At 62.4% G+C, this 19981-nt stretch carries 17 protein-coding genes; 9 read left to right on the top strand and 8 right to left on the bottom strand.

Annotated elements, in window-relative coordinates:
- Positions 1-98 precede the first annotated feature (98 nt).
- On the top strand, positions 99-776 hold the full coding sequence (locus ABGT79_RS09410; protein WP_346665960.1) for a C40 family peptidase: 678 nt from the start codon (positions 99-101) through the stop codon (positions 774-776).
- Between the two features lie 361 nt (positions 777-1137).
- Here the strand turns inward: ABGT79_RS09410 and ABGT79_RS09405 are convergent, their stop codons facing one another.
- The 8 genes from ABGT79_RS09405 to lgt form a co-directional block, all read right to left on the bottom strand.
- On the bottom strand, positions 1138-1989 hold the full coding sequence (locus tag ABGT79_RS09405) for an FAD/NAD(P)-binding protein (RefSeq protein WP_346665959.1): 852 nt from the start codon (positions 1987-1989) through the stop codon (positions 1138-1140).
- 9 nt (positions 1990-1998) lie between these two features.
- Positions 1999-3309 carry a 4Fe-4S dicluster domain-containing protein gene (locus tag ABGT79_RS09400; RefSeq protein WP_346665958.1) on the bottom strand — a complete coding sequence of 437 codons (1311 nt, stop codon included), beginning with the start codon at positions 3307-3309 and terminating at the stop codon, positions 1999-2001.
- Positions 3306-4760: a hydrogenase iron-sulfur subunit gene (locus ABGT79_RS09395; protein WP_346665957.1), complete on the bottom strand. Its 1455-nt coding sequence runs from the start codon at positions 4758-4760 to the stop codon at positions 3306-3308. The genes ABGT79_RS09400 and ABGT79_RS09395 overlap by 4 nt, the downstream gene beginning before the upstream one ends.
- Positions 4748-6721, bottom strand: a complete 1974-nt coding sequence (locus tag ABGT79_RS09390; protein ID WP_346665956.1) for a CoB--CoM heterodisulfide reductase iron-sulfur subunit A family protein — start codon at positions 6719-6721, stop codon at positions 4748-4750. Before ABGT79_RS09390 ends, ABGT79_RS09395 begins: the two co-directional genes overlap by 13 nt.
- On the bottom strand, positions 6718-7668 hold the full coding sequence (locus ABGT79_RS09385) for a CoB--CoM heterodisulfide reductase iron-sulfur subunit B family protein (protein WP_346665955.1): 951 nt from the start codon (positions 7666-7668) through the stop codon (positions 6718-6720). The genes ABGT79_RS09390 and ABGT79_RS09385 overlap by 4 nt, the downstream gene beginning before the upstream one ends.
- Positions 7669-7671: 3 nt before the next feature.
- Complete coding sequence (locus ABGT79_RS09380) at positions 7672-8232, bottom strand: 4Fe-4S dicluster domain-containing protein (protein ID WP_294487101.1); 561 nt, start codon at positions 8230-8232, stop codon at positions 7672-7674.
- Positions 8233-8961: 729 nt separating this feature from the next.
- Entirely contained in the window at positions 8962-10347 is a 1386-nt protein-coding gene (locus tag ABGT79_RS09375; RefSeq protein WP_346665954.1) for a 5'-deoxyadenosine deaminase, read from the bottom strand.
- On the bottom strand, positions 10344-11132 hold the full coding sequence (lgt, locus tag ABGT79_RS09370) for a prolipoprotein diacylglyceryl transferase (RefSeq protein WP_346665953.1): 789 nt from the start codon (positions 11130-11132) through the stop codon (positions 10344-10346). The genes ABGT79_RS09375 and lgt overlap by 4 nt, the downstream gene beginning before the upstream one ends.
- A 592-nt stretch (positions 11133-11724) precedes the next feature.
- On the opposite strand from lgt, the gene ABGT79_RS09365 reads away from it, so the two are divergent.
- The 8 genes from ABGT79_RS09365 (at position 11725) to upp (ending at position 19941) form a co-directional block, all read left to right on the top strand.
- Positions 11725-12765, top strand: a complete 1041-nt coding sequence (locus ABGT79_RS09365; protein WP_346665952.1) for a hypothetical protein — start codon at positions 11725-11727, stop codon at positions 12763-12765.
- Positions 12766-12930: 165 nt separating this feature from the next.
- Positions 12931-13497, top strand: a complete 567-nt coding sequence (locus tag ABGT79_RS09360) for an RsbRD N-terminal domain-containing protein (RefSeq protein ID WP_346665951.1) — start codon at positions 12931-12933, stop codon at positions 13495-13497.
- Positions 13494-14507, top strand: coding sequence for a sulfate reduction electron transfer complex DsrMKJOP subunit DsrM (dsrM, locus tag ABGT79_RS09355; RefSeq protein WP_294487089.1), 1014 nt, complete (start codon positions 13494-13496; stop codon positions 14505-14507). Before ABGT79_RS09360 ends, dsrM begins: the two co-directional genes overlap by 4 nt.
- 13 nt (positions 14508-14520) lie before the next feature.
- Positions 14521-16155, top strand: coding sequence for a sulfate reduction electron transfer complex DsrMKJOP subunit DsrK (gene dsrK, locus ABGT79_RS09350; RefSeq protein ID WP_346665950.1), 1635 nt, complete (start codon positions 14521-14523; stop codon positions 16153-16155).
- On the top strand, positions 16156-16572 hold the full coding sequence (dsrJ, locus tag ABGT79_RS09345; protein WP_294487083.1) for a sulfate reduction electron transfer complex DsrMKJOP subunit DsrJ: 417 nt from the start codon (positions 16156-16158) through the stop codon (positions 16570-16572). It begins immediately after the preceding gene.
- Complete coding sequence (dsrO, locus tag ABGT79_RS09340; RefSeq protein ID WP_294487080.1) at positions 16559-17317, top strand: sulfate reduction electron transfer complex DsrMKJOP subunit DsrO; 759 nt, start codon at positions 16559-16561, stop codon at positions 17315-17317. The genes dsrJ and dsrO overlap by 14 nt, the downstream gene beginning before the upstream one ends.
- A 9-nt stretch (positions 17318-17326) precedes the next feature.
- The gene (gene dsrP / locus ABGT79_RS09335; RefSeq protein WP_294487077.1) at positions 17327-18505 is read left to right on the top strand and encodes a sulfate reduction electron transfer complex DsrMKJOP subunit DsrP; all 1179 of its coding nucleotides are present in this window, start codon (positions 17327-17329) and stop codon (positions 18503-18505) included.
- An 809-nt stretch (positions 18506-19314) separates the two neighbouring features.
- Positions 19315-19941: a uracil phosphoribosyltransferase gene (gene upp, locus ABGT79_RS09330; RefSeq protein ID WP_294487073.1), complete on the top strand. Its 627-nt coding sequence runs from the start codon at positions 19315-19317 to the stop codon at positions 19939-19941.
- The last annotated feature ends 40 nt before the right edge of the window (positions 19942-19981 follow it).

The raw sequence follows: 19981 nt of genomic DNA, 5'->3' as shown, positions 1-19981 counted from the left end.
CCGGCTTTTTCAGAGGCAGTTTTTATTTTTTACCGCGCCGCATCTCATCGTTCTGCGTCGTTTTTCTGCCGTTTTGCGACGCCTACAGGAGCACCTGTATGACTTCACGACTCCGTATTTCTGCGATTCTGCTGTTTGCGGGCCTCGCCGTTTCCCTGCTGAGCGCCTGCCAGCCCCGTCCGCGCGGAGACCTTGTTCCGACTCCGCAGACGCGCCCCGCCTCCATGAACTCCGCCTCCATCTCCGGCATGCTGCCCGGAGACGATTCCCCGGCCACGCTCTACCGCGCCAACCTCTGCCCCACCATCATGTCCCTCGGCAAAAACGTGGCCGACATCGCCCGCCAGGGCCTGGGCGTGCGCTACAGAAGCGGCGGTTCCTCCCCCGCTTCCGGCTTCGACTGCTCCGGCTTCGTGTACTGGGTGTTCGCCAAGCACGGCGTCACGGTTCCGCGCGACTCCGTGCGCCAGTCCCGCGCAGGACAGGAAGTAGCCAAGGCCGACCTCATGCCCGGCGACATCATCATCTTCCGCATCGCCAACACCCCCAACGGCCGTCACTCCGCCATCTACATAGGCGACGGCAGCTTCATCCACAGCCCCTCCGCCGGCTCCCGCGTGCGCGTCGAACGCCTCGACGCCGATTACTGGAAACGACACTACCTGACCGCCCGCCGCGTGCTCGAAGAACCGCCCTGCGACCTCGACCTCTACGCCGACCCCGGCGTCGCCGACACCCAGGCCATGATCGAAGCCATTACGGATGTTGATCTATAAGAAGAAGTAGAAGTGAGAGGACGGGGGAAGGAGGAAAAACTTTTGAAAAAGTTTTTCCTCCTTCCCCCGGGCCCCCATCCTCTTTTTCAAAACTTTTCATCAGGTCGGCGTTGCGTCAGGTTCGCCGTCTGTTCTGAGTTCAGGCATTTTTGCGCTCGCCGGATGAGGCAGAATGTCCGGGCGCGTCAGCTCCGGCCAGCCCGCTCCAGATTGCCGCGGTGCAAACGGCAAAACGTTGCTGCAAGGCACAGCTCCGCGGACCGGCGTTCCGGCGTTGCAGCCTCCGCCGCCTGTTTGAATGAGCATGAAAAAGGCCCCTTCCGAAAAAGGGGCCTTTTCTTATGCATGCATGGCCGCCGGACTACATTTCCGGAGGCAGATTGTTGAGCTCGGCCTGCGAGAACACGGGGCCGTCGAGGCACACGTACTTGCCGCCGAGGTTGCAGCGGCCGCAGATGCCGATGCCGCACTTCATGCGGCGTTCAAGGGTGGTGATGATGTTCTCGTCCTTGAAGCCCATTTCGCGGAACGCCGCCAGCGTGAACTTGATCATGATGGGCGGGCCGCAGAGCACTGCGATGGTGTTGTCGGGGCTGGGGGCCAGCTCCTTGAGCACGTTGGGAATCATGCCCACGCGGTGAGGCCAGTTGGGGGCCTCGCGGTCGATGGTGAGCGTGGTGTGCAGCACGTCACTGTTGAGCCAGCCGGGGAGATCGGCCTTGTAGGCCATGTCCTCGGGGGAACGCGCGCCGTACAGCAGGCTGAGCTTGCCGTATTCCGAAGCGTGTTCCATCACGTGCAGCATGATGGTGCGGATGGGCGCCATGCCGATGCCGCCGCCCACGAACACGATGTTCTTGCCCTTCCACTGCTCATAGGGAAAATAGTTTCCCAGAGGAGCGCGCACGCCCACCTTGTCGCCGGGCTGGAGCTTGTGGATGGCGGTGGTCACTTCGCCCGCGCGCATGACGGAGAACTGAATGTAATCCTTGCACGAAGGCGGAGTGTTGATGACGAACGTGGACTCGCCCACGCCGAACACGGAAAGCTGTCCCACCTGACCGGGCTGGTAGGTGAAATTGTTCCATGCTTCCTCATTGTCAAAGCGCACACGGAACGACTTGATGGTGGGAGATTCCGTGATGACTTCCAGAACCGTAGCGACTTCAGGCAGGTAAGGATTCTTGCTGCAGCCGCAGTCATGTTCACTCATATGTTCTCCTTACCTCTTCTTGGCCTTGCTTCTGGTGGAAGACTTGGTGGCCGTCTTGGGAGCGCTCTTCTGAGCCCTGGGCGCGGGAGCCGGAGCCGGTTCGGCGGGAGCTTCCGCCGCCTTTTCAGGCGCGGCGGCTTCGGCAGGCGCTTCGGGAGCGGCCTCGGCCTTCACTTCCGCGGCTTCGGAAGCCTTGGCTTCAGGAGCCGCAGCCTTCGCAGCTTCGGGCGCAGGCGCGGGAGCCTCGTCCTTGATCTCGATGGTCGCGCCTTCCACGGCGGCCTGCACCATGTGACGAATGTCCAGCGACACGGGGCAGCTCACCACGCAGCGGCCGCAGCCCACGCAGGAGAAGAAGCCGTCGTAGCGTTCGGGGTAGAAGCTGAACTTGTGGCTCACGCGGTTGCGCATGCGGTCGGCCTTGGACGGACGGGGATTGTGTCCGCTGGTCTCCAGCGTGAAGAGCGGAGTCATGCAGGAATCCCAGCTGCGCAGGCGACGGCCGTCGAGCTGCGAGCCTTCGTCGGTGATGGTGAAGCACTGGCAGGTGGGGCACAGATAGGTGCATGCGCCGCAGGAAAGGCACTTCACGGTTTCCTTGTCCCAGAAGGCCTTGTCGGTGAAGCGCGAGGCCACCTTTTCCATGACGTGGGTCAGCTCGGGCGCAGGATTCAGCGAAGCGGCGGCGGCAGCATGAGCCGCTTCCGCTTCCGCGGCCTTGTCCGCGGCGTCGGCAAAGCCTGCGCCTTCCACAAGGGCCTGTCCCTTTTCCGTGACGACTTCCAGAACGAAGCCGCCTTTCACGGCGGTGAAGAGGATGTCCGAACCTTCCTTGTCGGAAGGATGGCTGCCCACCCAGTTGCAGAAGCAGGAGGCAAAGGCCGTGGGGCAGGCCTGCGTCACAATGACCGTGGCCTTGCGGCGGGCGCCGTAGTAGGGATCCTTGAACTTGCCTTCCAGATACGGACGGTCGAGCACCACGAAGCCGCGCGCGTCGCAGGGACGGCAGCCGAAAAGCACCGTGGGTTCGGCGTCGGCGGGAGCTTCCAGAGTGGTGGTCAGCTTGGAGGGATCCTCAGCGTCCTTGACGGACTTGAAGGTCACCAGCGTTTCGCACTGCGGCAGCATGGCCTGCTTGGGAGAAGCGGTGGCGCGGCGCAGCAGCGCGTCGATGTCGGCGGAGGCGAGCTCGTCGGCCGTCTGGGGACGATAGACCACGCTGGGGCCTTCCTGACGGGGAGCCAGCACGCGATGGCCGGAGGCCAGACCGGCAAGCCAGCCCGTCAGCTCTTTCGGTGTTGCGAAAAGGAGACTGCTCATGCCAGATCATGCTCCTTGATAGTCGGTTCTTCCACCTGATAGGTGAGCAGCGGAGGCGTGGCCTTCACGTCGAGGCCCGCGCCGTAGCTGAAGATCTTCTGAATCATGCGGCCAAACTGCTGCTTGAGCGCGAACACGGGAATGTCCATGGGGCAGGCGCGTTCGCATTCGGTGCAGCCCGTGCAGCGCCCGGCGAGGTGCTGGGCGTGGATGAGCTGGAAGAACAGCTTCTGCTGCACGGTGTCTTCCTGCGTGACCCACGCGGGATCGCGGGTGTCGGACACGCAGTAGTCGCGGCAGACGCACATGGGGCAGGCGCCGCGGCAGGCGTGGCAGGCGATGCAGCGTTCCATCTGGCCCTTCCAGTAGCCCATGCGTTCCTCAAGGCTCAAAGAGTCGAGGAAGCGCAGGCCGGGCAGACGGCCGTCGGCCGGAGCCGCGGGCTCCACGGTGGGATTGCCCACGAACACGTCGGAAAGCACGGCGTTCGGCTTGGTGCAGAGACGGCACTTGTCCTGCGCGACTTCCGCCATGGTCATTTCGTATTCCTGACCGCCGGCGGTGACGGTCAGCTTGTTGCCGCGGCCGACGCAGGATTCGATCTTCGCGCCTTCGGGGAGCCTGGCCAGAATGCGGGGCAGGCTCACGGTGCCGTTGCAGCCCATGCCGAAGATCTTCACTTCCTCGCGGGAAATGAGATTTTCGGCGAGCAGCTCGACCACGCCCTTGCTGTCGCAGCCCTTGACCACCACGCCTATCTTGCGGCCCTTGTACTGGGGCAGATACACGGCGAGGTTGTGAACGTTGAAGGGGCCCCAGATGAGGGAGTCCACTTCTTCGGGGGTGGTCATGAACACGGGTTCGGCGTGAATGGCGTCGAATCCCTGCTTCCAGCCGAGCACGCCTTCGAGGCCTTCGGCGAGCGCGTCCTTGATGGCCTGCTTGAGATCGGGCAGCGAGGGATGCGCGCCGCAGCCGAGCGGACGAATGGACTCGATGAGTTCTTCGGGGCGATCATAGCGGGCGGGCACGTCTTCCCAGCGGGGAGCGGGTCCGAGCGCATGGATGCGGTTCGTGAAGTTGGTGACCACGTCCTTCCAGCGCTGACCTTCGGAAGCGGAAACCCAGGTGTACTCGAAGCGGTCGGGATTGATGCCGATGACCGGCAGGAAATCCTTGAGCAGTTCCAGACGACGACGGGCGTAATAGTTGCCCGCGGAATAGTGGCAGTCGCGCGGATGGCAGCCCGACACCAGAACGCCGTCGGCCCCGTTGATGAGGGCCTTGAGCACGAAGAGAGGGTTCACGCGGCCGGAACAGGGGACGCGGATGATGCGAAGGTCGGTAGGCTGCACGGCGCGGGCGGTACCGGCCGTATCGGCGCCGCCGTAAGAGCACCAGTTACAAAGAAAACCTACGATACGGAGCTCCTTGCCAGCTAGGACAGACATAGGGCGTTAACCTCCGCGAGAAGCTGATTGTCGGTGAAGTGGGCGACCTGAATGGCGCCCTGCGGGCAGGTGGCCGTGCAGAGGCCGCAGCCCTGGCAGACGGTTTCGATCACGTGGGCCTTCTTCTGGCCGCGGATCTCCACCTCTTCGATGGCCTGATAGGGGCATACCTGGATGCACTTGCCGCAGTCCACGCAGCGCTTGATGTCCACCACGGACACCTGCGGATCGTTCTCCAGCTTGGGCTTGGAGAAGAGCGCCATGACCTTGGCTGCGGCGGCGCTGCCCTGCGCCACGGAGGCGGGAATGTCCTTGGGGCCCTGGCACACGCCGGCGAGATACACGCCTGCGGTGTTGGTTTCCACGGGGCGCAGCTTCACGTGGCTTTCCATGAAGAAACCGTAGTGGTCGTAGGAAATGCGCAGCTTTTCGGCGAGGCTTCCCGCGCCCTTTGCGCCTTCCACGCCCACGGCGAGCACCACCATGTCGGCATCAACCTCAACGGGCTGACCGAGCAGGGTGTCGGCGCCGCGCACGATGTAGCCCACCTTGCCGTCGGGACGAACCGTCGGCTGAATGGCGGACACGCGGCCGCGGATGTACTGCACGCCGTACTCTTCCTGAGCGCGACGGGTGAATTCGTCGTACATCTTGCCCGGAGCGCGGATGTCCATGTAGAACACGAAGGCTTCGGAATCGGGCAGATGATCCTTGGTCATGATGGCCTGCTTGGCCGTGTACATGCAGCAGAAGCCGGAGCAGTACGGGCGGTCGATGGAGCAGTCGCGGGAGCCCACGCACTGGATGAACACGATGTTTTTGGGCTCCATGCCGTCGGAAGGACGATGGATGTGACCGCCAGTGGGGCCGGAGGCGGACATCATGCGTTCGTACTGCAGGCTCGTGATGACGTCGGGATACGCGCCGCCGCCGTATTCCTTGTACACGGTCCAGTCCACGAGATCGTAGCCGGTGGCCGCGATGATGGCGCCTACCTTTTCTTCCACGATTTCATCCACCATGTCGTACACGATGGCGCCGGTGGGGCACACCTTGGCGCACACGCCGCACTTGCCTTCCTTGATCTTGCGGCAGTAGTCGGGGTTGATGGTGGCCTTCTTGGGAATGGCCTGCGGGAAGGGAATGTTGATGGCGCGGCAGTTGCTGATGTCTTCGTTGAAGGCGTCGGGCACGTTTTTGGTGGGGCACTTTTCGGTGCAGGTGCCGCAGCCCGTGCACTTGGTCCAGTCAACGTAGGTGGCGCGCTTTCTGATCTTCACGGTGAAGTTGCCCACGAAGCCGGAAATGCTCTCCACCTCGGAATGGGCGTAGAGCGTGATGTTCGGATTCTGGGCCACGTCCACCATCTTGGGCGCGAGCACGCAGCTTGAGCAGTCGATGGTGGGGAAGGTCTTGTCGAGCTTGGCCATCTTGCCGCCGATGGTGCTTTCGCGCTCCACCATGACCACGCCGATGCCGGAATCGGCCGCGTCGAGAGCGGCCTGAATGCCGGCCACGCCGCCGCCGATGACGAGCACGCGCTTGGTCACGTCGAACTGCTTGGCGTAGAGCGGGGTGTTGCGGCGCAGCTTTTCCACGGCGAGGCGCACGAGTTCGGCGGCCTTGTTGGTGTTGGCTTCGCGGTCGCGGCCGATCCAGGAGACGTGCTCGCGGATGTTGGCCATTTCAAACATGTAGCGGTTGAGGCCGGCGCGCTCCACCGTGCGGCGGAACGTGGGCTCGTGCATTCTGGGCGAGCAGGAAGCCACCACCACGCCGTCGAGGCCGTGGGTCTTGATGGCCTGAACGATGTTTTCCTGTCCGGGCTCGGAACAGGTGTACATGGTGTCTTCGGAGAAGACGACATCGGGATAGGTCAGCGCGATCTTGGCGACCGTGGCGGTATCCACCGTCGCTTCAATGTTGCTGCCGCAGTGACAGACGAATACGCCGATTTTCATGATGCGGCTCCTGCGGCCTTCATGGCTTCAAGCTCGGCGGAAACACGGGCCTTGCGGCGTTCGGCGATCTTGTCCAGAAGGGGATAGGGATTGACGGCCAGCTTGTCCAGACGCATGGCGTTCTTGGGCAGACCGAAGGCGAGCGCAATGAGCTGGGTGTAGTAGAACACCGGCAGACCGAAAAAGCTCTTCTTCGAGATTCTGGCGGCCTGACGCTGGCGCAGGTCGAGATTCATGTGGCACAGCGGACAGGCGGTGACCACGGCTTCGGCGCCCACGGCCTTGGCGGTGTCGAGGATGCGTCCGCTCAGAGAGCCGGGAATGTTCACGTCCGGAATGCCCATGGCCGCGCCGCAGCATTCGGTCTTCAGAGCGAAGGGCAGCACTTCCGCGCCGAGCGCCTTCATGATGTTGTCGAGGGAGACGGGATTTTCCGGATCGTCGAACTTCGCCACGTGCGCGGGACGGCTCAGGAGGCAGCCGTAGTAGGTGACCACCTTGATGCCTTCCAGAGGATAGGTCACGCGGGAGGCGATGTTTTCCACGCCCACGTTCTCGACGATGGCCTGAAGCACGGAATAGGTTTCCATGAGATCGGCGCCGCCGTCGGCGTTGGCCGGGGTGGGGGCGTCGAGCAGTTCGTCCACCTTCGCCTTGAAGGCGGGATTCTGCATGCGGTGGCGGGCCATCTTGAGGTTGGAGGAGCAGCTCGGGCAGGGCGAAATCACGCAGTCGGCGCCGGTCTTGGCGGCCTGCAGGAGATTGCGGGCGGCAAGCGCGCCGGAAAGCTCGTGGCTTACGGAGTGGGCCGGCGTGGAGCCGCAGCAGTTCCAGTCCTCGATTTCCACGAGGTCCATGTTCAGGGCGTTGCACACCGCGCGGGTGGAGGCTTCATACTCCACAGAGGTGCCGTGGCCCGAACAGCCGGGATAATAGGCGTATTTCATGGCTTAGCTCCTCGTCTTTTCCGCATAGCGCTTGAATATGCGCGCCACTTCCTCGCGTCCGTGAATGACCGAGGGAATGAAGGGCATCTTGTTCTTCCGAAGCGCCATGGGGGCGATTTCCAGATTGCCCCAGCCGCGCAGGGTGCGGCCCATGTAGTCGGCCATGACGCCGAGCTCGTAGGAACGACCCGTGGCGTGCACGGTGTCGAGAAACGCCTTCCAGAAGGATTCGATGGGACGATCCTGCACCAGGCCCTCGCGACGCGCCATCATGCGGAGCGTTTCCATGACCGCGGCGACGTCGATATTGTTGGGACAGCGGGCGCTGCAGGTCGAACACGACAGACACAGCCACAGCGAACGGTTCTTCAGGGCTTCGTCCTTGAGGCCCATCTGCACGGCGCGCATGATCTGGCTGACCTGACGGTCGTACACCTGAGCGCCGGGACAGCCCGCCGTGCAGTTGCCGCATTGGTAGCAGGCCGACAGGTTCTGACCGCTCTCTTCTTCGACCTGACGCTTGAACTTCAGGTCTCTGGCTTTATCAAGCCTAGTGATGTTCATAGAGACTCCCCTTGAAGACTTCTTTCACAACCATCAGGAAACACTGTTTTTTCCCGAAATGGAACAGGAAAAGTCTTTCAATGTCTGACAAAAAAGGACAGCAGTATCCCTTTTAACGCCATCGAGTAGAACATACTTCGGAAGGCAAGTCCATACTGCCTTCGCTGAAAAAGGCGAAGAGTCAACAACTTTTCTCTTTATTTTTCAATGAGATAAGTTTGTTTCGCAATTTAGACCGGGGATTACATAACAGATTTTATAAAATTTCGCCGCGCCGCCCTTCCCTGTCGGCGTCCGACGGGGCGAGCGGGATTCGGCATCGGGCCGAAAGCCCGGGGCCGCGACGCGCGGAACCAGAAAAGGGGGCGAGACTCTCCCCCTCTTTTGCGCAGCCTCCCCTTTCCGCTCGGAAACGGGCCATGGGTGAAGCAAAGCAGCATGCCCTCTCCGCGCGGAAACGGATGCGTTCATCCTATAAAAAGGTACGATGGAGCGTCGCGGATCGTGTGCCGCACCACGGGAGCGTGTTCCGACTCCCGTCCTGCGCCCCGAGCTGCGGCACCATGTCTCGAAACCGCAGACGACCACCGTTCAAGCAATCCGTCGCCAAAGACGAAAAAACGGCGCGAGAGCTCCGGCAACGGCAGCCCTCTGCGGCAAACGAACACGACCGCGGCTCCGGACGGCCGATGCGGATCGGCGACAGGCAGAAGCGGACGCGACGCGTTTTCAGCGTTCGCCGCAGAAGAACAAGGAAACGGGCGGAATGTCGCCCCGCTTCATGACCGCGACGCAGTGCTTTTCCGCATCGGCCAGCGTGCGCGCGGGGTCGAGCGTGAGGAAGGTTCGATTGCGGTACAGAAAGCGCCCGTCCGTCATGGTGTGGACCACGTTTTCCCGCGTGGCCTGATACACCACCCGCTGCACGGGATCGCGTCCCCAGGCGGGCAGGGAATGGGGCATGTCCATGTCCAGCACGACGAGATCGGCCTTCTTGCCGGGTTCCAGACTTCCGAGTTCGTCCGCCTGCCCCATGGCTTCCGCGCCGCCGAGCGTGGCCATTTCCAGCGCCTCCATGGCGGGCAGCGCCGTGGGATCGTTGGTGCGGGCCTTCTGCAGAATGGACGCCTGACGCACTTCCATGAGGCCGTCCATGTGATCGTGCGCACCGTCGAGCCCGAGCGCCACGTGCGCGCCAAGCGCCCGCAGTTCGGTAACGGGCGCAATGCCGGACGACATCTTGGTGTTCGAGGAGGGGCAGTGAACCACATGCGTGCCCGTTTCGGCAAGGATGCGTTTTTCCTCGTCGTCGAGCCAGATGCAGTGGGCGAGAATCACATCGTCGCCGGTGTAGCCGATGCGGTCGAGATAGCGCACGTTGCGTTCATGGCAGCGCGCCTCGACCAGCGCAATTTCCCCGAGATTTTCCGAAGCGTGGGTGTGCAGGCGCAGGCCGTTCTGCCGCGCAAGGTCGCGCGCGGAAGCGAGCAGCGCCTCCGAGCACGACGGCACGAAGCGCGGGGCCACGGCGTAGCGCAGACGCCCGTTTTCCGCCATGTGCCAGCGCCGGATGAGACGCTCGGTTTCCCGGATGCACGCGCCCGCGTCCTCCCGCATGAGCGCGGGCAGATCGTCGCCCACGTCCATCATGCACTTGCCGAAAAGGCCGCGCAGGCCGACTTCGGCCATGACCTCGAAAATGGCGTCCTCGTGCAGCGTCGTGCCCATGTCGATGAGCGAAGTCGTGCCGCTGCGGATGAGCTCCATGGCGGCAAGCCGCGCGGAGGCCGCGTTGCTTTCCCTGCTGTGCGAGGACTCCATGGGCCAGGTGCGTTCGCGCAGCCATTCCATGAGCGCGAGATCGTCGCACAGCCCGCGAAAGAGCGCCTGCGTCACGTGCATGTGCGCCTGCACGAGGCCGGGAATCACGGTCATGCCGTGCAGATCCACCACCTCCGTGCCGTCCTCCGCCCTGCCCTCCTGCGGACGGGGCGCGCCTGCATCGCGGGGCGAAACGGCGGCAATGCGGTCGTTTTCCACGAGGATATCGGCCCGAAGCACGCGCCTCTCTGCGTCCATGGTGACGACAAGGCCGTCGGCAAGCAGCGTCTTCATGCCTTTGCCCCCGGGCGATACGCCCGCCAGAGCAGCCACAGTCCGGCGGCGAGCAGCGGCAGGCAGAGAATCTGCCCCATGGTCACCCAGCCCGCAAAAAGATAGCCGAGCTGCGCGTCCGGCACGCGGAAAAATTCCACGGTGATGCGGCTTACGGCATAGAGCACGCCGAAAAGTCCGGCCACCGCGCCGCGCGGGCGGGGCCGCGAAGAGTAGATCCACAAAATGACGAAGGTGAGCACGCCTTCGAGTCCCGCCTCGTAGAGCTGGGAAGGATGCCTCGGCAGCGGGCCCGCGCCGGGAAAGATCATGCCGAGGGGGGAATCCGTCACCTTGCCCCAGAGCTCGGCGTTGATGAAGTTGCCGATGCGGCCGAAGAAGAGTCCGGTGGGCACGAGCGGAGCCACGAAATCCAGAATGTCCAGCAGGCTCCTGCCGTTTCTGCGGCCCCACAGCCAGCTGGCCGTCACCACGCCCACAAGGCCGCCGTGGAACGACATGCCGCCGTTCCACACCCGGATGATCTCCACGGGGTCGGCCACGTAGGCAGAAAGATCATAGAAAAGCACATAGCCGAGCCTGGCCCCGAGAATCACGCCGAGCATGGCCCAGGTAACGAACTCATCCACCATTTCGGCCGTCCACGTCGACCAGGAACGGGAGGCGCGCCAGCGGCCGAGCAGCCAGCCCGCAAGGAAGGCGAACACGTACATGAGGCCGTACCAGTGAAGCTGCAACGGCCCGAGGGAAAGCGCCACGGGATCGATGGAAGGATATTGCATCATGGTCTCCTTGTCTCGCGCTCATTACCATAAAAGAAAAGGACAGGCCAGAGCCCCTGCCTCCGCGCGCCCGGGACGTTTTCCTCAGGGCGACAGCACGCGCGGCAGCCCGCTCGCCCGTCTCCCAGGAAACGCGGCGGCGCAACGCCACCTCCGCAACCTGTTCAGCCGCATGCTACTCGCGTTTTACTGCCCTCCGGCGGGAACGACGACGCGACACCACGACAGACGCTCCGGCGTGGGGGCCCTCTACGCGCGACGACGCTTGAACGTGCGGGGGGGGCGCAGCAGGTGAAGACGGAGCGTGCCCCCTTGCGCGAACGACACTCGGGCATCACGACGGACGTCATGTGAAACAGCGTACCTCGCGCGAGCGACGCCCCCGCCACGGCCGGAGTCAGCTTACCGGATGAGTCCCCCCCTCGCGCGAAGACGCGACGCGAAAAATCATGCGCCGACATTCTCCCGCCGTCGGCCGCCGCGCCTCTTTCAGGGCGAAAAGCACGGCCGTCGCCCCGTCCGCCCCGGGCAAAAAACTCTTTACGCCGCCACACGACTACGCTACTTCCGAAAGAAACAGCATCAAGGAGCCGCCATGCTCAAAAGCACACGTCCCTTTTCTCCTGCTGCGGCTGCGGCAAGCCTTGCGGGTCTTCTCTTCTGCCTCTGGGTGCTCTTCACCGGCGGCAAGGCGCTCTGCCTTACCGACGGCTGCGCCCTCTTCCAGGATTTCCGTCTCGCGGGCGTTTCGCTCTGGCAGGCAGGCATCGTTCTTTTCTCCGTTCTGCTCGCGCTCGCCCTGCTGCGCTTCTCCCGCGCGGCATATCTTCTTGCCGCGCTCGCGCTCGCGGCAGACGCCGTGCTGCTTTGCGTCATGGTGTTCACCGCCCCCTGCGTGAACTGCCTCATCGTGGGCGCGCTCATCGCCCTGAACTATCTGATTCTCCGCGCCGGCAATCTGCCGCCGCGCCGGGAACGCTCCACGCTTGCCGCCGTCTGGCTCGTGCTTCTCGTCATTGATCTCGGCGGCGTGGCGCGCGATCTTGCGGATCCGTGGTCTCCGCTGCCCGCGCCGGAACAGGGCTCCTCCGTGCAGGTCTATTTCTCTCCGAGCTGCCGCGCCTGCCAGACGCTCATCGCAAATTCCGGCAGCCTTGCGGACGCCGCCTGGTATCCCGTGCCGGAAGACGCCAGAGACGTGCTCATCATCGCAGACATGGCCGACAGGCTCGAAAAGGGCGAATCCCTCGAACAGGCCGTGCAGAACGCAAGGCGGAACGCGCCCGATCCCGCGGCCTTCGAGCAGAGCGTCGCCTCGCGCCTCAGCCTGCTGAAGCCCGGCATGCTGCTGCTCCAGTTCCGCCTGTGGCGCAATCACGCGCACGTGCTTGCCGCAGGCTCCGACAGGCTGCCCTTCGTGGAATTCAAGGGACTGCCCGCCTTTCTCGCCGAAGAGCCCGCGCCCGAAGAGCCGCAGGAGCGCGCTCCCGCCGCCCTGCCTTCCGAGGCGCTGCCGGACATTCCCGGTCTCGGCGTGGCCGGATTCTGCGGCGGAGGCGACGATGCGCCCTGCGAAGAGCTCCCCGCGCCGCCCTCATCCTCCGGTCTCATTGATACAAGCGGCATGACGCCGTAGGCTTCACAAAGACTCATTTTTTTTTCAATTCGCCGACATTGCAGGGAAAATGCCTTCAATAGGCAATAATGCCGACTTGTCTCTTGCCGAAACTTAAGCTAACCTCTGCCAAATTAGCGGTCATTTTCCGGCCGCAGCTTTTCACCATTATTCACGCAGGCATACATGGACATCGCAGAACTGTGCAGCAATCGGCGCGAGGCGCTGGTAGATCGCTGGGTCAACCGATTCTTTGCCAGCTATCCTCTTGACAGCAAGGGCTTCATGCGGACAAGCCGCGACCGGTTCGCCAATCCCGTGGGAGAGACGACGCGTCATTCGGCGTCGGTGCTCTTCGACGCCGTCATCGGCATGGACGCCGAACCCGACACCGTGAAGCAGGCCCTTCACGATCTCATCTGGATACGCGCCGTGCAGGACATGCCCCCCGCCAAGGCCGTGGGCGCGCTGTACCTGCTCAAGGACATACTGCGCAGCGACGTGCTGCCCGAATGTCTGAAGCCGGAACTTGCCGGTCAGAACATGCTGAACGCGTACCTCGACATGGAATCCAGAATCGACACCCTGGGTCTCATGGCGCTGGACATGTACTCCGAGGCGCGGGAACGCGTGTTCAGAATACGAGTGGAGGAAGTAAAGCGAAGCCAGTCGCAGGTGATTCGACTGGCCAAGCTTCGGAGGGAGCAGGCGGAATCTGCTCCTGAAACTGAAAATCGAGGGGTAGAGGAATGACCATCGCATTTGCGGCCACTCTGCTCATCCTGCTTATAGGATGGGCCGGGTCAGCACTTGGCCTGCAGTATCTGCTCGGCGTAATCTTGCCGCTGGTAGCGGGTGCTGTGTTCATCATCGGCTTCATCTGGAAGATCGTTCGCTGGGCTAAATCGCCCGTACCGTTCGCCATTCCCACAGTGGCGGGCCAGCAGCGTTCTCTGGACTGGATCAAGCCCAACCGTCTCGAATGCCCGTGGACCACGCCCGCCGTCGTCGGCCGCATGATCCTCGAGGTGTTCGCCTTCCGGTCGCTGTTCCGCAACACCCGCGCGGAACGCACCACCATCGACGGAACGCCGCGCATCACCTATTTTTCCAACAAGTGGCTGTGGGTGTTCGCCCTGCTGTTCCATTACAGCATGCTGGTCATCATCATCCGCCACGCCCGCTTCTTCCTTGACCCGGTGCCCGCGTGCATTGCCGTCATCGAATTCGTGGACGGCGTGTTCCAGGTAGGCGCTCCCCGCTTCTACCTCACCGACGCCTTCATTCTCGGCGCTCTCGCCTTCCTGCTGCTGCGCCGCGTCTGCACCGAAAAGCTCCGCTACATCTCGCTGCCCGCCGACTACTTTGCGCTGTTTCTGCTCATCGCCATTGCCGGTTCCGGCATCTGCATGCGCTACATCTCCAAGGTGGACATCAATCAGGTGAAGGAAGTCATCATGGGCCTTGCCACGCTGCAGCCCGTGGATCCCTCCGGCATCGGCTCCATCTTCTTCATTCACGTCACGCTGGTGAGCGCCCTGCTCATCTACTTCCCCTTCTCCAAGCTCATGCACATGGGCGGCGTCTTCATGAGCCCCACCCGCAACATGAAGTGCAACACCCGCGAAGAACGTCACGTGAACCCCTGGAACCCGCCCAAGAACTACCACACCTACGCCGAATATGAAGATGATTTCCGTGAAGCCATGGTTGAGGCCGGCATCCCTGTAGAAAAGCAGCCTGAACCCAAGACGGAAGCCTAAGGAGTTACTGGTCATGGCAAAAATGCCCACACCCGAAGAATTGCTGGCGGCCACGCCCACTTCCTTCCCCAAAGAGGGCTGGATGGACACCAAGCCGGATTTTCATCCCGGCAGCTTCTGCTATCCCGCCAAGACGGAAATACTGAAGGGACTCGGCTTCGAGAACGCCCATGACTGGGCGCCCGACAACGAAGACTGGGAACTGCCCGAAAACTGGGAACAGATCCTCCACAACTCCCTGCAGGACGCGCTGAACAAGCATCGTTCCCTCAAGGTGTTCATGGACTGCTGCGTGCGCTGCGGCGCCTGCGCCGACAAGTGCCACTTCTTCCTCGGCACCAACGATCCCAAGAACATGCCCGTGCTGCGCGCCGAACTTCTGCGTTCGGTGTACCGCAAGGACTTCACCACCGCAGGCCGCCTGCTCGGCAAGTTCGCCGGCGCCCGCAAGCTCGACAAGGACGTGATCAAGGAGTGGTTCATCTACTTCTATCAGTGCACCGAGTGCCGCCGCTGCTCCCTGTTCTGCCCCTACGGCATCGACACCGCCGAAATCACGGTCATCGTGCGCCAGATGCTGCTTGACCTCGGTCTCGGCATCCACTGGATCATGAACTCGGTGAACGACTGCAACCGCACCGGCAACCACCTCGGCGTGCAGCCCCATTCCATGCGCGAAATCGTGGAATTCCTCTGCGACGACATCGAGACCATCACTGGCATCCGCGTGGATCCGCCGTGGAACGAAAAGGGTCATGAAGTCATCTTCATCACCCCCTCGGGCGACTACTTCGCCGATCCCGGCATCTACACCTTCATGGGCTACCTCATGCTGTTCCATGAAATCGGCCTGGACTACACGCTTTCCACCTACGCTTCCGAAGGCGGCAACTTCGGCTCCTTCGTCTCCTTCGACGTGGCCAAGAAGCTGAACGCCAAAATGTACGCGGAAGCCGAACGCCTCGGCGTCAAGTGGATTCTCGGCGGCGAATGCGGCCACATGTGGCGCGTGGTGAACCAGTACATGGCCACCTACAACGGCCCCACCCCGCCCAACATGGAAGTGCCCGTCTCGCCCATCACCGGCACGGTGTTCAAGAACGCCGCCGCCACCAAGATGGTGCACATCGCCGAATTCACGGCCGACCTCATCAAGCACAACAAGCTCAATCTGCGCCCCGAGCGCAACAACCACATCATCACCACCTGGCACGACTCCTGCAACCCGGCCCGCGCCATGGGTCTTCTGGAAGAGCCCCGCTACATCCTGAAGCACGTCTGCAACAACTTCGTGGAAATGCCCGAGCACACCATCCGTGAAGAAACCTTCTGCTGCGGTTCCGGCTCCGGTCTGAACGCCGAAGAAATCATGGATCAGCGTCTGCGCGGCGGCTTCCCCCGCGCCAACGCCCTGCGCTACGTTCACGACACCAAGGGCGTGAACTGGATGGGCTGCGTCTGCGCCCTCGACCGCGCGGCTCTGCCTCCGCTCGTCGACTACTGGGTTCCCGGCGTCACGGTGAGCGGCCTGCACGAACTCGTGGCCAACGCCCTGGTGATGAAGGGCGAAATTCCCCGCACCATGGACCTGCGTCAGGAAGATCTGCCCTTCCCCGATGAAGATCCCGCCGCCTCGGAGGAAGCATAAATGTACAACGCAAAATTCGTCATCCCCGGCATCATCGTATTTGCCGGGCTGTTCACCGCGCCCTTCTGGATCAATATGCTTTCTTCCGGTCACGAAGAGGTCAAGGTGGAGCTCCCCACGGAACCCGTCACCTTCTTCGGCGAAGAACGCACCCAGTGCATCGAGCCCAGAGAATGGATGGCCGCCAACCATATGGAGCTGCTCCTTGAGTGGCGCGACAAGGCCCTGCGCGAAAACAAGCGCATCTACGTCGCTTCCGACGGCAAGAAATGGGAAACCAGTCTGCAGAACACCTGCATGGCCTGCCACAGCAACAAGGCCGAATTCTGCGACAAGTGCCACAACGCCAACAGCGTGAACCCGTACTGCTGGGACTGCCACGTCGTACCCCAGGGGAACAATCATGAATTCGAGTAGACGTTATTTTCTCAAGGTCGCAGGCCTGTCCACCTTCGCCCTGGCTGCGGGAGCGGCCCGCGCGGAAGCGGCCAAGGCCTCCTATGAAGCCTATCCCGAGGAACGGAAGGCAAAACGCTGGGCCATGGTCATCGACACCCGCCGCATTCAGACGGTGGAAGACATGCGCCCCATCGTGGAAGCCTGCCACAAGGTGCACAACGTGCCCACCATTCCCGGCAAGCACGAAGTGAAGTGGATCTGGGACGACACCTTTGAACACGCCTTCGCCAACGATCCCGCCCCGATGCTTCCCGAAAACATCGAGGACCGCCGCTTCTTCCTGCTGTGCAACCACTGCACCAATCCTTCCTGCGTGCGCGTCTGCCCCGCCGGCGCCACCTACAAGACGGAAGGCGGCCTCGTGGCCATCGACTATCACCGCTGCGTGGGCTGCCGCTTCTGCATGGCCGCCTGCCCCTACGGCTCCAGAAGCTTCAACTTCCAGGATCCGCGTCCCTTCATCAAGGACCTGAATCCCGCCTACCCCACCCGCATGCGCGGCGTGGTGGAAAAGTGCACCTTCTGCGCCGAACGTCTGGAAAAGGGACTCATGCCCGCCTGTGTCGAGGCTTCCAACGGCGCCATCATGTTCGGCGACCTCAACGACCCGAACTCCATCGTCCGTCGTGTCCTCGCCAAGAACTTCAGCATGCGCCGCAAGCCCGATCTGGGCACCGATCCCGGCGTTTACTACATCATCTAGGAGGGAACCATGGTTGAAAAAGTTCTCAAGGGTTCTCCCAAGTATTATCTGTGGATTCTCTTCCTGCTGGCCATCATAGGCTATGCCTTCATCGTCTATGTGTTCCAGCTCATCTACGGTCTGCAGATGACCGGTCTTACCCGCAACACCTCGTGGGGCTTCTACATCGCCCAGTTCACCTATCTGGTGGGCGTGGCCGCCGCGGCCGTGATGCTGGTTCTGCCCGCCACCTTCCATCACTATCATCCCTATCACCGCGTGATCGTGTTCGCAGAATTCCTCGCCATCGGCGCGGTCATCATGTGCATGCTCTTCATCGTGGTGGATATGGGCCAGCCGCAGCGCGTGCTGAACATCATTCTGCATCCCACGCCGAACTCGGTCATGTTCTGGGACGCCACGGTGCTTTGCGGCTACCTGCTGCTCAACGCCGTCATCGGCTGGACCTCCCTCGAACATGAAAGTCGTCACGTGCCCGTGCCCCGCTGGGTCAAGGTGCTCGTGGTCGTGTCCATCTTCTGGGCCTTCTCCATCCACACCGTGACCGCCTTCCTGTACGCAGGTCTGCCCGGACGCCACTACTGGCTCTCCGCCATCATGGCCGCCCGCTTCCTGGCTTCCGCGTTCTGCGCCGGTCCTTCCATCCTGCTGCTCGCCCTGCTGCTCCTGAAGCGCCTCACCGGCTTCAATCCCGGCAAGGACGTGGTGAAGTCCCTGTCCCTCACCATCGCCTACGCCATGGGCCTGAACATGTTCTTCTACGTGCTCGAACTGTTCACCGCCTTCTACAGCGGCATTCCCGGCCATCAGCACCCCATCACCTTCATCTTCAACGGTCATGAAGGCCTCAACGTGTGGCTCAACGGCTGGATGTGGGTGGCCGTGGTGCTCGCCTTCGTGAGCATCTTCCTGCTGGCCATTCCCAAGTTCCGCAACAACATGAAGATTCTGCCCTGGGCGCTCGTGATGCTCGTCATCGCCTCCTGGATCGACAAGGGCCTCGGCCTGCTCATCGGCGGCTTTGCCCCCACCCCCTACGAGACCTATGAAGTCTACACCCCCACCTTCTGGGAAGTCTCCATCGGCCTCGGCATCTTCGCCGTGGGAGCCCTCGTGGTCACCCTGCTGTGGAAGATCGCCATTGAAATGAAGCGCGAAGGCGGCGAGCCCTTCGAACTCGCCGAATAACGGGTCGCCGGGCAACCGGCCGCCTCGTCTCTGCGGTTTCAAACGCCCGGACGGTTCGCCGTCCGGGCGTTTTTGCGCTCCGGGGAAAAATTCCGCCCTGCTGCCTCTCTGCCGAGAATTCCGGGAAACGACTTTTACCCGTTCTCTCGCCGCCTGCCGAACGCTCCGGAGAAAAACGGGTCCCTCCCCGCTTTTCCGCCGCCCCTGCCCCATGCGCCGAAGAAACAACGTTCCCCACTGCCGTCCGATGCAGAGCGGGGGAGCTCGCCGTCAGTTCATGCCGGGGAGCCACTCTTCGATACCGGCCTCAATAGGATGCAGAGAGGGAAAGCAGGGACGGAACGTTTCCGAAGCGACGGGCATCGCAGAGCAAAAGTTCGCAAGCTCAGCTTCCTACAGGGGAGACATCAGAGGACGCATTCAGCAAGGCAAGCCCCGCAAGGAGCTTCTCTCAGGGAAACGCGGTTCCTGAGAGGGACGGCTTTTGAAAAGAACACGCGAGAGATGCACTTTCCGGAGGTTCTTCCAGCCGCTTCTTTCCGGCGATGCTTCCGCCCCCCCGCCGAACGGCGTCCGAAAAAAACCTCCGTGAAAACGCCCTGCCCTTGCGTGCCGACCAGCCTCCAAACGGACGCCTTGTCCCGAAACAAAACACGGGAACAAGCCCGAACCCCTTGCCCCGCAACGACATCCCCGAAGGCGTCGGCAGAAAAACGTCCGCCTTGACGGCGCAGGGAAGCCCCGGCTATAACGAGAGAATAATCTGTGTACCCTGCGCATCCGCGCTCCTTCAACAAAGGATTCACGCCATGGCTCTTCATATCGTCGATCATCCTCTCATCCGGCACAAGCTCGGTCTGCTCCGCAAGGAAAGCACGTCCACCAGCGAATTCCGCATGCTCTCCAAGGAAGTGGCCCGCCTTCTCACCTATGAGGCCACGAAAAACCTCCCCACGGAAAAGAAGACGGTCAAAGGCTGGGCCGGACAGGTGGAAGTCGATTACCTCGCCGGCAAGATGATCACCATCGTGCCCATTCTCCGCGCAGGACTCGGCCTCATGGACGGCGTGCTCGACATGGTTCCCGGCGCGAAGATCAGCGTGCTCGGTATGTACCGCAACGAAGAAACCCTGGAACCCGTGGAATACTACAAGAAGCTGGCCCGTCGCATCGATCAGCGCGTGGCCATCATTCTTGATCCCATGCTGGCCACCGGCGGCTCGCTCATCGCCGCCATCGACGTGCTCAAGAAGGAAGGCTGCAAGCATATCTGTTCCCTCAACCTCGTGGCCGCTCCCGAAGGCGTGAAGGCCGTGCTCGACAAGCATCCCGACGTGGAAATCTACGCCGCCGCCCTCGACGATCACCTCAACGAAAACGGCTACATCATTCCCGGTCTCGGCGACGCCGGCGACCGCATCTTCGGCACCAAGTAGCGCCGATTCCCGGCGCCGATGTTCTCATCGTCCGCTCGTC

The sequence above is a fragment of the uncultured Mailhella sp. genome (assembly GCF_963931295.1).
Classification (GTDB): Bacteria; Desulfobacterota; Desulfovibrionia; order Desulfovibrionales; family Desulfovibrionaceae; genus Mailhella.
Note: the sequence above shows the minus strand (reverse complement) of the source record. Positions and strands in the feature narration are given on the sequence as shown.

What these genes read in the sequence shown, in the direction of transcription:
- ABGT79_RS09395 (WP_346665957.1), bottom strand. Translation starts at nt 4,760, where the DNA reads ATGTCTGTCCTAGCTGGCAAGGAGCTCCGTATCGTAGGTTTTCTTTGT.
- ABGT79_RS09400 (WP_346665958.1), bottom strand. Translation starts at nt 3,309, where the DNA reads ATGAGCAGTCTCCTTTTCGCAACACCGAAAGAGCTGACGGGCTGGCTT.
- ABGT79_RS09380 (WP_294487101.1), bottom strand. Translation starts at nt 8,232, where the DNA reads ATGAACATCACTAGGCTTGATAAAGCCAGAGACCTGAAGTTCAAGCGT.
- dsrJ (WP_294487083.1), top strand. Translation starts at nt 16,156, where the DNA reads ATGTACAACGCAAAATTCGTCATCCCCGGCATCATCGTATTTGCCGGG.
- upp (WP_294487073.1), top strand. Translation starts at nt 19,315, where the DNA reads ATGGCTCTTCATATCGTCGATCATCCTCTCATCCGGCACAAGCTCGGT.
- dsrP (WP_294487077.1), top strand. Translation starts at nt 17,327, where the DNA reads ATGGTTGAAAAAGTTCTCAAGGGTTCTCCCAAGTATTATCTGTGGATT.
- ABGT79_RS09360 (WP_346665951.1), top strand. Translation starts at nt 12,931, where the DNA reads ATGGACATCGCAGAACTGTGCAGCAATCGGCGCGAGGCGCTGGTAGAT.
- dsrM (WP_294487089.1), top strand. Translation starts at nt 13,494, where the DNA reads ATGACCATCGCATTTGCGGCCACTCTGCTCATCCTGCTTATAGGATGG.
- dsrO (WP_294487080.1), top strand. Translation starts at nt 16,559, where the DNA reads ATGAATTCGAGTAGACGTTATTTTCTCAAGGTCGCAGGCCTGTCCACC.
- ABGT79_RS09365 (WP_346665952.1), top strand. Translation starts at nt 11,725, where the DNA reads ATGCTCAAAAGCACACGTCCCTTTTCTCCTGCTGCGGCTGCGGCAAGC.
- ABGT79_RS09405 (WP_346665959.1), bottom strand. Translation starts at nt 1,989, where the DNA reads ATGAGTGAACATGACTGCGGCTGCAGCAAGAATCCTTACCTGCCTGAA.
- dsrK (WP_346665950.1), top strand. Translation starts at nt 14,521, where the DNA reads ATGGCAAAAATGCCCACACCCGAAGAATTGCTGGCGGCCACGCCCACT.
- lgt (WP_346665953.1), bottom strand. Translation starts at nt 11,132, where the DNA reads ATGATGCAATATCCTTCCATCGATCCCGTGGCGCTTTCCCTCGGGCCG.
- ABGT79_RS09375 (WP_346665954.1), bottom strand. Translation starts at nt 10,347, where the DNA reads ATGAAGACGCTGCTTGCCGACGGCCTTGTCGTCACCATGGACGCAGAG.
- ABGT79_RS09410 (WP_346665960.1), top strand. Translation starts at nt 99, where the DNA reads ATGACTTCACGACTCCGTATTTCTGCGATTCTGCTGTTTGCGGGCCTC.
- ABGT79_RS09390 (WP_346665956.1), bottom strand. Translation starts at nt 6,721, where the DNA reads ATGAAAATCGGCGTATTCGTCTGTCACTGCGGCAGCAACATTGAAGCG.
- ABGT79_RS09385 (WP_346665955.1), bottom strand. Translation starts at nt 7,668, where the DNA reads ATGAAATACGCCTATTATCCCGGCTGTTCGGGCCACGGCACCTCTGTG.